Source organism: Tenacibaculum sp. Ill (assembly GCF_051938915.1).
GTDB classification, from domain to species: domain Bacteria; phylum Bacteroidota; class Bacteroidia; order Flavobacteriales; family Flavobacteriaceae; genus Polaribacter; species Polaribacter larymnensis.
Window position 1 is genome coordinate 2004405 of the sequence record NZ_JBPSCW010000002.1, and the last position, 11954, is coordinate 2016358.

Below are 11954 nucleotides of genomic sequence, written 5' to 3' on the forward strand. Positions count from 1 at the left end.
TATAATCAATATTAAAAACGCCATTACAAACTACGTAATGGCGTTTTATTTTATGAAAATCTTTACAAAAAAAAGTAAGTAATACCGTAAATTTACGTCAGTAATCATATTCAAAAAATAATCAACAGATACACATGAAAATAGGAATTGTATGTTATCCTACCTTTGGAGGAAGTGGAGTAGTAGCAACCGAATTAGGAATGGCATTAGCAGATAAGGGACACGAAGTACATTTTATAACTTACAATCAACCTGTTCGATTAGATTTCTTTTCTCACCGTTTACATTTTCATGAAGTTGTTTTAGAAGAATATCCACTATTTCAATATCAACCTTACGAGTTAGCTTTATCTAGTAAGATGGTGGAAGTAGTACAAAAATATGATCTTGAAGTATTACATGTACATTACGCGATTCCACATGCATATGCTGCCTATATGGCAAAAAAGATGCTTGAAGATAAAGGGATTGATGTAAAGGTTGTAACAACACTACATGGTACAGATATAACCTTGGTAGGAAGCCACCCAACATACAAAACAGCAGTAGAATTTAGTATAAACAAATCGGATGAAGTTACTGCCGTATCCAACAGTTTAAAAGAAGATACACTTCGATTATTTAATATTGAAAAAGATATTAAAGTAGTATATAACTTTATTGATGGAGAGAAGTATGATAAGGCACATGAAGGAGAGTGTAAAAGAGAAGCATTGGCTAAACCAGAAGAGAGAATATTAACACATATAAGTAATTTTAGACCTGTAAAACGTACTGATGATGTAATTCGAATTTTTAATAAAGTTCAAAAAGAAATCCCTTCAAAATTATTGATGGTTGGTGATGGACCAGAACGCTTAAAAGCGGAAAATTTAGCTAAAGAGTTAGGAATTGAAGACAAGGTTCTTTTTATGGGAAATAGTACAGAGGTTGCAAAAATATTATGTTATACAGATGTGTTTTTGCTACCGTCTGAAACAGAAAGTTTTGGATTAGCAGCTTTGGAAGCTATGGCTGCAAGTACACCAGTTATTTCTACAAATACAGGAGGTTTACCAGAAGTAAATATTAATGGAATAACAGGTTTTTTAAGTGAGTTAGGTGATGTTGAAGGTATGGCCAATAATGCAATTAATATCCTAAAAGATGATACAGTTTTAAGTGAGTTTAAAGAAAATTCTAAAGAACATATTAAGTTATTTTCATTGGATAATATTCTGCCAGCTTATGAAAAACTCTATAAAAAATGTTATGTGAGTTAATAACAGAATTATTGTGTTATATTTAAAAAAGCTAATAAACAGAAAAAGATGATTAAAGAAAAATATCAATGTTCTCTTGAAAAAATAAAAAACCTTGATACTAATGTGCCAATTAATTTAGTGTTGAGCGGAGGAGCAGAAAAAGGAGTAGCTCATATTGCTTTACTAGAAAAGTTAGAAGAGTTAAATATCAAAATTAATGCTATTTCAGCTTGTAGTTCAGGCTCTCTAGTAGGATCTATGTATGCTTCAGGAATGAGACCAAAAGAAATATTAAATTTCTTTAAAACGACAGAAATATTTCAGTTTACATGGATAACGATTGCTAAACCAGGAATTTTTAATTCCTCGAATTATGCAAGATTAATTAAAGATAAAATTAAACCAACTTTTGAAGAGTTAGAGATACCTTTAACAGTCTCTACAACTAATTTAAATAAAGGGACAACTGAGTATTTTCATGATGGTGAATTATTAAAACCAGTTTTAGCTTCATGTGCATTGCCTGGTTTATTCAATCCTGTGAAAATAAACGATATGCTTTATTCTGATGGAGGAATAATAGATAATTTTCCAACCAATCCATTCAAAGATTCTGAATATCCTATTGTAGGAAGTTATGTAGTATATCCTTCTGAAAAAACAAGCGAAGAATTAAATACAACTTTAAAAGTTTTAGCACACACATCTAAGCTTTTGATGTTGTCTTCAGAAGAACATAAGTTTTTTAAAACATATGCTACCATTTGTTTTCCTTTAGGTGAATTTAGTGGATTCAGTACTAAAGAAGTAGATGCTATTTATAAAACAGCCAAGGAGTATATAAATGGAAAACTAAAATAAAGATGTAAAAAAACTCTTTATGAGTTATAAAACTGTAAACTTTCTTTGATTAATTCATCAGAAGCTTTACTATTTATTTTAAAATCTTCATAATCGTTAAGGAGTACAAAGTTAATTTCTCCTCCTATATTCTTTTTATCGTGTTTCATTAACTCAAGAATAGGTTGAAAATCTTCTTCTGATAACGCTACTTTACCATATATTTTAATAATAGCATCTTTAATTTCAGAGACTTTATCTTCAGAAAAACCTAAAACTTTTGATGATAAATAAGCCTCGCAAACCATTCCAATAGCAATAGCTTCACCATGTGTTAAGGCTTCTTTTTTCGGGTTCTCTAAAAAATAAGACTCTACACCATGTCCAATAGTATGTCCCCAATTTAAAACTTTACGAACTCCTTGTTCTTTAGGATCTTCCAAAACAACTTCATTCTTAATTTCTATCGAGCGATGAATTAAATCAACAATATTTAGTTTGTCGTTATCTTTAATTTCATTGAATAATTTAATATCATGAGTCATTCCATACTTAATGATTTCTGCAGTGCCAGAACGAATTTCTCTAGGAGTTACTGTATGCAAGTATTCAGGGTCAATAATAATTAACTCAGGATTAGCAAATACACCAATTTGATTTTTTAATACACCTAAATCAACACCTGTTTTACCACCAACAGAAGCGTCTACCATGCTTAACAAGGTAGTAGGAATGTTTACAAAATCAATTCCACGCTTAAAAGTAGAAGCAACAAAACCACCTAAATCAGTAATAACACCTCCACCTAAAGTTATTAGCAAGCTTTTTCTGTCAGCACCTAATTCAGTCATTACATTCCAAACGCCCATACAAGTTTCTATATTCTTATGAACTTCACCAGCATCAATTTGAATAACTTCAATCGGCTTATCTGTAGCAAATAATTGCATAAATCGAGGGTAACAACAATCTAAAGTGTTGTCATCCACCAAAATAAAAACTGAAGAATAATCTCTTTCAGAAACTAAAGAAGTTAATTCATTATAGCCTTTTTCTTCAAAATGAATAGGGTATGTTGCCGCGTTAATTGTAGTCATAATAACAAAAAAATATAAGGCGAAATTAAATAGAAAAAATTAAAATATATCAGTCTACTCAATTATATTTGTCTCTATAAATTAAGATATAATATTACCTCGATAATGAGACTTTTTGACAATACAGAAACTGCTTTTAAATTAAAATCTGACTCAGAGTTAGAACGTGCATATTTTTTGTTTAAAATGATTCAGAGCCAGCCAATGGTTAGAATAGGTACTGCGGTAACAAACTTTGCTTTAAAAGCACATTTACCAGTTGAAGGGTTAATCCGTTCAACAGTTTTCGATCATTTTTGTGGAGGAGTAAGTGAAGATGATTGCTTACCGAATATAGAAAAAATGTACGAACAAGGTAATGTACATAGTATTTTAGATTATTCAGTAGAAGGAAAGGAAGATGAAGCTCAGTTTGATGATGCTTTAAAAATGACTTTGAAAACAATTGATTTTGCTGAAGAAAAACAATCTATACCTTATGCAGTTTTTAAGCCAACAGGTTTTGGGCGTTTCGCTTTATATCAAAAATTAACTGAAGGAGAAGAGTTAACTTCAGAAGAAAAAGTAGAGTGGGATAGAGTTGTAGAGCGTTTTTATACTGTATGTAAAGCAGCAAAAGCTAAAGATGTTCCGTTATTGATAGATGCTGAAGAAAGTTGGATGCAAGATGCTGCTGATGATTTAATTGAAGAGTTAATGGAAATTTACAATAAAGAAAAGGCTATTGTTTTCAACACGCTACAAATGTATCGTCACGATCGTATGGAGTATTTACGAAACTTACATCAAAGAGCTCACCAAAAAGGATATCATATTGGTATGAAAGTGGTTCGTGGAGCTTATATGGAGAAAGAACGTGAAAGAGCCAAAGAAAATGGTTATGAATCTCCTATTTGTGTTGATAAACAAGCAACTGATGATAATTATAACGAAGCAGTTCGTTATATGATGGATCATAAGAATATGGCAATTTTTGCAGGAACCCATAATGAAGATAGTTCATATTTATTGATGGATTTAGCAAAAGAGCATAATATTGAGGCTAATGATAAACGTATGTGGTTTGGTCAATTATATGGAATGAGTGACCATATTAGTTTTAATTTAGCTAAAGAAGGATATAATGTGGCGAAGTATGTTCCTTTTGGGCCTGTTCGTGACGTTATGCCGTATTTAATACGTAGGGCAGAGGAAAATACTTCTGTAGCTGGACAAACTTCAAGAGAATTGAATTTACTTAAAACAGAAAAAGTACGTAGAAAGCTTTAATGAATACAGTTGATGAAATAAAAGTAGCTATCAATAAAAACAAAAAAAGATTAGCTAAAGAGCTCCAAGAAAGTAAGGAGCTTATCTTTCTTGTTAGAAAATCACTAACAACTTCATTAACAGACGAAGAAAAGGCAAAAGTAAAAGAACAAACACTTGATATTTGTAAAGCAATTCCTGCATTTACAGTGTTTATGCTGCCAGGTGGAGCATTACTTTTGCCTTTACTTATAAAATTAATTCCAGATATTCTGCCAAGTGCTTTTAAAGAAGATGATGAGGAATTAGAAGACCCTAAACTAGAATAACTTCACTATAAATTATTTTTTATTTGAATAAGATAAAAAATAAAAAAATCTCAATACTCTTTAAAATAAGAGAAAAGCATATAAAATGATGTTTTTATAGCACATTAAATGAAACATTACGAATTCATAAATAAAATTTCGTAAATCGTAAACAATAAAACACTACTTTTGCAGCTTCAAAATAAGCACGAATGCAATCAATAAGAAACATTGCTATTATAGCACACGTTGACCACGGAAAGACAACCTTGGTAGACAAAATTATAGATCAAGCTAAAATTTTAGATGAACGTAAAGAGCGTACTGATTTATTATTAGATAACAACGACCTAGAGCGTGAACGCGGTATTACTATTTTATCTAAAAATGTATCAGTAAACTATAAAGGAGTAAAAATTAATGTAATTGATACTCCTGGTCACGCCGACTTTGGTGGAGAAGTAGAGCGTGTATTAAAGATGGCAGATGGAGTTTTATTATTGGTTGATGCTTTTGAAGGACCAATGCCTCAAACACGTTTTGTATTAGGAAAAGCTATTGAATTAGGGTTAACTCCTATCGTAGTAGTAAATAAAGTAGATAAAGAAAACTGTACACCAGATTTAGTACACGAAAAAGTATTTGATTTAATGTTTGCTTTAGAAGCAAATGAAGATCAATTAGATTTTACAACTATTTACGGTTCAGCTAAAAATGGTTGGATGAGTACAGATTGGCAAAAACCAACTGAAGACATTATTCCTTTATTAGATGCTGTTTTAGAAACAATTCCAGAAGCACCATATCGTGAAGGATCACCACAAATGCAAATTACATCATTAGATTATTCTTCATTTAAAGGAAGAATAGCTATTGGACGTGTATATCGTGGAGATTTAGAAAAGAATAAAGACTACATGCTTTGTAAAGCAGACGGAACTACTAAAAAAGTCCGTATTAAAGAATTACACGTTTTTGAAGGAATGGGTAAAGCTGAAGCAGACAAAGTTCGTAGTGGAGATATTTGTGCAGTAACAGGTTTAGATGATTTTGAAATTGGTGATACCATTGCCGATGTAGATAATCCAGAAGCTTTACCAAGAATTGAAGTAGATCAACCTACTATGAGTATGTTATTTACTATTAATAACTCTCCATTCTTTGGTAAAGAAGGTAAGTTTGTAACTTCTCGTCACTTACGTGATCGCTTATTTAAAGAGATGGAGAAAAACTTAGCTTTACGTGTTGATGAAACTGATACTGAAGATAAATTCAACGTTTTTGGACGTGGTGTATTACACTTATCAGTATTAATTGAAACTATGCGTCGTGAAGGCTATGAATTACAAGTAGGTCGTCCTCAAGTAATTTTAAAAGATATTGATGGAGTTAAGAGTGAACCATACGAAACATTATCAATTGATGTTCCAGAAGATGTAGCTTCTAAAGCAATTAACCTAGTTTCTTTACGTAAGGGAGATTTATTAGTAATGGAGCCAAAAGGAGATTTACAACACTTAGAATTTACTATTCCTTCAAGAGGATTAATTGGTTTACGTAATAAAATATTAACAGCTACAGCTGGTCAAGCAATTATAAACCATAGATTCAGTGAATATGGACCTTATAAAGGAGATTTTACAGAAGAATTAAAAGGAGCTATTGTTTCTTCTGAAACAGGAAAAGCTACTGCTTATGCAATTGACCGTTTACAAGATAGAGGACGTTTCTTTATTGACCCTAACCAAGAGATTTACAAAGGTCAGGTTGTTGGTGAAAATGCTAAAGCAGATGATATGGCAGTTAACTTAATTAAAGGGAAAAAGTTAACAAATGTACGTGCTTCAGGTTCTGATGACGGTGTGAAAATTGCTCCAAAAATTGATTTTTCTTTAGAAGAATGTATGGAGTATATTAGACCAGATGAGTACTTAGAAGTTACTCCAGAAAGTTTACGTATGCGTAAAATTAATTTCGTAAAATAAGTTGTACCGCCCCGAAACTTAGTGGGTTCAATACCGCATAACAATACAAAAAACCACTCAATTTGGGTGGTTTTTTTGTATATTGTCATAAAAAAATGAAAAAAATTACCTTATTACTTTCCTTGGCGTTTCTCTTTTCTTGTAAAAACACCGAATTAGAAACAAGATTAGGACAACTTGAAAAGGAGAATTTAGAATTAAAATCTAAACTTGATAGTGTTAATACCTTTATACACCCTTTCAAAGATTTAGAAAAAATAATTCTGAATGAAGTTAATAATTCCCCAGATTCAATAATTTCTAAATACAATCATTTTATAAAAAGATTCCCTGACTCTTATTGGTCTATTGAGGCAAAAAAAAGAGTATATAGAATAGATGCTAGAAGAAGTTTTTGGACTCCTGAAAAAGGATGGGATTTTCCTAAATTATATGATACTGGAGGTGCAATTTTTATTAAAATTCCTCCTCATGTAATCTCTTGTCCAAGTTCTGAATATTAATTTTTTTGTAAAAAAAACTTGCACAATTAAATTTTTATTTAAAATATTTGTAACAACAAAAACAAAGAAATGAATTTTATTCAATTACATCATCATCATTTTCATACTTGCACTCAAGCGAGCTGAAAATGTATTGAATAAAATCAAGATATATTTTAAACCCGTTTGAGTAAATCAAACGGGTTTTTTTATTTCCAAGGCGCCAGGAAACAAGCTTCTCAAAACGATTTACTCAAACCTATTCAAAACCAGAAATGAGTAAATTAAAAATAGCCATACAAAAATCAGGAAGACTTAATCAAGACTCCCTACAAATTTTAAAAGATTGTGGAGTTTCTATTGATAACGGTAAAGATCAATTAAAAGCTTCAGCAAGTAATTTCTCGTTAGAGATATTTTATTTAAGAAATGGAGATATTCCACAGTATTTAAAAGATGGAGTAGTTGACATAGCTATTATCGGAGAAAACTTGTTAATAGAAAAAGGAGAAGGAATTCAATTTATAGAAAAACTAGGTTTTTCGAAATGTAAAGTATCCTTGGCAATTCCTAAAAATGAAGAATATACGGGGATAAATTACTTTCAGAATAAAAAAATAGCCACCTCATATCCAAACACCGTTTTAAAATTTCTAGAAGAAAAAAACATAAAATCACAATTACATATTATTAACGGTTCTGTAGAAATAGCTCCAAATATAGGTTTAGCAGACGGAATTTGTGATATTGTATCTAGTGGTTCAACTTTATTTAAAAACAACTTAAAAGAAGTAGAAGTTCTATTAAAATCGGAAGCTGTATTGGCAGTTTCACCTAAGATTCAAGAAAAACAACAAGCAATACTTAACAAGTTACAATTTAGGCTTCAATCAGTATTAAAAGCAAGACAATCAAGATATGTGTTGCTAAATGCTCCGAATGAAAAACTAAACAAAATCATTGATATCTTACCAGGAATGCGTAGCCCAACAGTACTTCCTTTAGCAGAAGAAGGTTGGAGTTCTGTACACTCTGTACTTAATAAAAATGAGTTTTGGGAGATCATAGACGAACTAAAAGCCAATGGAGCAGAAGGTATTTTGGTGTGTCCAATAGAAAAAATGGTTGTTTAATCGCAGGGAAAATAGCCAAGGATTTATTTCCTCGTACTTATACGGACTACAGTCGAGGTATGACAGTTAAAAACAATAAAAATAAACAGATGAAAATTATAAAAAATCCAATAGCACAAACATGGAGTTCACTTTGTAAAAGGGCTACGATAAATGAAAACAGCTTACAAGAAACTGTGAAAACCATACTTAATGATGTAAAACTAAATAAAGATAAAGCCTTAAAAAAGTATACTCAATTATTTGATGGAGTCTCTCTAAACTCTTTAAAAGTATCTGAAAAAGAGCTGGAAGAAGCAGAAAAACTAGTTTCAGACGAGTTAAAATCTGCTATACAATTAGCAAAATCTAATATTGAAAAATTTCACACTTCTCAAAAAGAAGAAACTAAAAAAGTAATAACAACAAAAGGAGTTACATGTTGGAGGAAGAATGTTGCTATCGAAAAAGTAGGTTTATACATTCCAGGAGGGTCAGCCCCTTTATTTTCTTCAATTTTAATGCTGGGAGTTCCTGCTAAAATAGCAGGTTGTAAAGAAATAATATTATGCACACCAACCAATAAAGAAGGTAAAGTGAATGCGGCTATTTTATATACGGCATCTTTAGTAGGAGTAACTAAAATTTTTAAAGTAGGTGGCGCACAGGCTATTGGAGCCATGGCATACGGAACAGAAACAATTCCTCAAGTATATAAAATTTTAGGACCAGGAAATCAATTTGTAACTAAGGCAAAAGAGTTGGTACAACAACAAGGAGTAGCTATTGATATGCCAGCGGGTCCTAGTGAAGTACTTGTTATTGCTGATGAAACTAGCAATCCTGTGTTTGTAGCAGCTGATTTGTTGTCGCAAGCAGAACACGGAGCAGACAGTCAATCAGTATTGGTAACTACTAACGAAGAAGTTGCTAAAAATGTGGAAGTAGAGTTAAAGAAACAGTTAGAAGATTTACCTAGAAAAGAACTTGCAAAAAAAGCAATAGAAAATAGTTTTACAGTGGTTTTTAACTCTAAAGAAGAATGTATAAACTTTAGTAATGAGTATGCACCAGAACACTTAATTATAGCATCAGAAAAAGCTTCTGAATATATTGATGGAGTTATGAATGCGGGTTCAGTATTTTTAGGAAATTACAGTTGTGAAAGTGCTGGAGATTATGCTAGCGGAACCAATCACACATTGCCTACAAATGGTTATGCAAAAAACTACAGTGGTGTTTCATTGGATAGTTTTGTAAAGAAAATAACCTTTCAAGAAGTAACTAAAGAAGGTATAGATAACCTAGGTAAAGCTATAGAATTGATGGCAGAAGCTGAAGGTTTACAAGCACACAAAAATGCAATAACAGTTAGATTAAAAGAGCTTAATAATGTTTAATTTAGAAAAAATAGTACGACCTAATATTCAACAGCTAAAAGCCTATTCTTCTGCTAGAGATGAATTCAAAGGAATTGCTGAAGTATATTTAGATGCCAATGAGAACCCATTTGGTACCTTGAATCGCTATCCAGATCCACAACAAATGGCAATTAAAAAACGATTGTCTGAAATTAAAGGTGTAAATGAGAATCAAATCTTTATAGGAAATGGAAGTGATGAAGTAATTGATTTAGCATTTAGAATATTTTGTAATCCAGGGAAAGACAAAGCACTAACTTTTACACCCTCTTATGGAATGTATAATGTTTCCGCAGCCATTAATGATGTTGAATTGATTGAATTAGCTTTAAATCAAGATTTTCAGATTAATACAGATGTTTTAGAACGTTATTTAGAAGATGAAAATTTAAAATTAATATTCATTTGCTCACCAAATAACCCAACAGGAAATTGCTTTGAAGATGAAACAATTGAGTTTATTCTTAGTAAATTCAAAGGAATTGTAATTATTGATGAAGCATATATTGATTTTAGCACTAAAGAATCTTTTATAAATCAATTAAAAAGTTACCAAAATCTAATTATTAGCCAAACCTTTAGTAAAGCATGGGGGTTAGCAGGTGTTAGAGTTGGAGTAGCGTATGCTAATTCTGATATTATAAACCTCTATAATAAGGTAAAACCTCCTTATAATATTAGTGCTTTAAATCAAGAAGCTGTGCTTAACAAGTTAGATAATTTAGCTCAGTTTGAAATTGAGAAAAATATAATTCTAAATGAAAAGGAAAAATTAGAAAAGCAGCTAGAGGAAATTGAACTGGTTAAAAAAGTATACCCTTCAGAAGCTAATTTTATACTAATAGAGGTCACAAATGCGAATGAGTTATATACTCAATTAGTAGCTCAAAAAATTATAACTAGAAACAGGAATAGCTTGGTACGTAATTGCATACGAATTACAATAGGAAGTGAGAAAGAAAACAAAAAATTAATGACAGCATTAAAAGAATTAAGTGTTACATCTGATAAAGTTGAAAATTCACTTTAAATTTTAAAAAGACGATGAAAAAAATATTATTTATAGATAGAGATGGTACCTTAATCAAAGAACCAGCAGATGAACAAACAGATTCATTTGAGAAATTACAATTCTATCCGAAAGTTTTTCAAGGATTGAGTAAAATAGCCAAAGAACTTGACTTTGAATTAGTGTTAGTCACGAATCAAGATGGATTAGGAACGGAAGCATATCCAGAAAACACGTTTTGGCCAGTACACAACTTTGTAATGAATACTTTAAAAGAAGAAGGTATTGAGTTCGCAGAGGAAATCATTGACAGAACTTTTGCTAAAGACAATCAACCTACAAGAAAACCAAGCACAGGCTTATTAACAAAATACTTCTCTAAAGAGTATGACTTGAAAAACTCTTTTGTGATTGGTGACCGTTTAACCGATGTAGAACTCGCTAAAAATTTGGGTGCTCAAGGAATTTACATCAATGATGAAACGAATTTAGGAACTGATGAAATTACTGTAAAAAGAGAGGAATTAGACGATTTTATAGCTTTAGAGAGTAACGATTGGAATACGATTTATGAGTTTTTAAAATTGGAAGAACGTTCTGCCTCTATTGAAAGAAACACCAATGAAACTCAAATAAAAATAGAAGTAAATTTAGATGGAACAGGGAAAAGTACGATTGATACAGGTATTGCTTTTTTCGATCATATGTTAGATCAAATAGCGCGTCATGGTCAAATTGATTTGAACATTCAAGTAACAGGTGACTTAGAAGTAGATGAACACCATACTATTGAAGACACAGCGATAGCATTAGGAGAAGTGTTTTATAAAGCATTGGGAAATAAACTAGGGATTGAACGTTACGGATTCTGTTTACCAATGGATGATTGTTTAGCGCAAGTAGCTATTGATTTTGGTGGAAGAAACTGGATGGTTTGGGAAGCTGATTTTAAACGAGAAATGATAGGTAAAATGCCTACGGAAATGTTTAATCACTTCTTTAAGTCGTTTACAGATGGTGCTAAATGTAATTTAAATATCAAAGCAGAAGGTACTAACGAACATCACAAAATAGAAGCTATTTTCAAAGCTTTTGCAAAAGCGATAAAAGTAGCTGTAAAAAGAGATGTAGAGAAGATGATTTTACCATCAACAAAAGGAGTTCTGTAATCAATTACGAATTAAAAATTCATCATTCATAATTAAAAT

11 protein-coding genes are annotated in these 11954 nt (G+C 31.3%); 10 read left to right on the top strand and 1 reads right to left on the bottom strand.

All coding sequences use genetic code 11. From position 1 onward, the window contains the following. The first annotated feature begins 134 nt into the window (after positions 1 to 134). Entirely contained in the window at positions 135 to 1262 is a 1128-nt protein-coding gene (gene bshA, locus ACTPNM_RS09330) for an N-acetyl-alpha-D-glucosaminyl L-malate synthase BshA (protein WP_440121493.1), read from the top strand. Positions 1263 to 1310: 48 nt separating this feature from the next. Then, positions 1311 to 2105 (top strand): patatin-like phospholipase family protein, encoded by a 795-nt coding sequence (locus ACTPNM_RS09335; protein ID WP_440121494.1) that lies wholly within the window; start codon positions 1311 to 1313, stop codon positions 2103 to 2105. 17 nt (positions 2106 to 2122) lie between these two features. Here ACTPNM_RS09335 and aroB read toward each other — a convergent pair whose 3' ends face one another. After that, positions 2123 to 3181 carry a 3-dehydroquinate synthase gene (gene aroB / locus ACTPNM_RS09340; RefSeq protein WP_440121495.1) on the bottom strand — a complete coding sequence of 353 codons (1059 nt, stop codon included), beginning with the start codon at positions 3179 to 3181 and terminating at the stop codon, positions 2123 to 2125. A gap of 105 nt (positions 3182 to 3286) precedes the next feature. On the opposite strand from aroB, the gene ACTPNM_RS09345 reads away from it, so the two are divergent. The 8 genes from ACTPNM_RS09345 to hisB all read left to right on the top strand — a co-directional run bounded on the left by ACTPNM_RS09345 (position 3287) and on the right by hisB (position 11915). Then, entirely contained in the window at positions 3287 to 4450 is a 1164-nt protein-coding gene (locus ACTPNM_RS09345; RefSeq protein ID WP_440121496.1) for a proline dehydrogenase family protein, read from the top strand. Beyond that, the gene (locus tag ACTPNM_RS09350; RefSeq protein ID WP_274639819.1) at positions 4450 to 4758 is read left to right on the top strand and encodes an LETM1 domain-containing protein; all 309 of its coding nucleotides are present in this window, start codon (positions 4450 to 4452) and stop codon (positions 4756 to 4758) included. The genes ACTPNM_RS09345 and ACTPNM_RS09350 overlap by 1 nt, the downstream gene beginning before the upstream one ends. Before the next feature lie 191 nt (positions 4759 to 4949). Further along, positions 4950 to 6722 carry a translational GTPase TypA gene (gene typA, locus ACTPNM_RS09355; protein ID WP_274639820.1) on the top strand — a complete coding sequence of 591 codons (1773 nt, stop codon included), beginning with the start codon at positions 4950 to 4952 and terminating at the stop codon, positions 6720 to 6722. A gap of 95 nt (positions 6723 to 6817) precedes the next feature. Beyond that, positions 6818 to 7225, top strand: a complete 408-nt coding sequence (locus ACTPNM_RS09360) for a hypothetical protein (RefSeq protein WP_440121497.1) — start codon at positions 6818 to 6820, stop codon at positions 7223 to 7225. A gap of 254 nt (positions 7226 to 7479) precedes the next feature. After that, on the top strand, positions 7480 to 8337 hold the full coding sequence (gene hisG / locus ACTPNM_RS09365; protein ID WP_440121498.1) for an ATP phosphoribosyltransferase: 858 nt from the start codon (positions 7480 to 7482) through the stop codon (positions 8335 to 8337). Positions 8338 to 8426: 89 nt separating this feature from the next. Then, positions 8427 to 9716, top strand: a complete 1290-nt coding sequence (gene hisD, locus ACTPNM_RS09370) for a histidinol dehydrogenase (protein WP_440121499.1) — start codon at positions 8427 to 8429, stop codon at positions 9714 to 9716. Beyond that, positions 9709 to 10767, top strand: a complete 1059-nt coding sequence (gene hisC / locus ACTPNM_RS09375) for a histidinol-phosphate transaminase (RefSeq protein ID WP_440121500.1) — start codon at positions 9709 to 9711, stop codon at positions 10765 to 10767. The genes hisD and hisC overlap by 8 nt, the downstream gene beginning before the upstream one ends. A gap of 14 nt (positions 10768 to 10781) precedes the next feature. Next, positions 10782 to 11915 (top strand): bifunctional histidinol-phosphatase/imidazoleglycerol-phosphate dehydratase HisB, encoded by a 1134-nt coding sequence (gene hisB / locus ACTPNM_RS09380; RefSeq protein ID WP_440121501.1) that lies wholly within the window; start codon positions 10782 to 10784, stop codon positions 11913 to 11915. Positions 11916 to 11954: the final 39 nt, after the last annotated feature.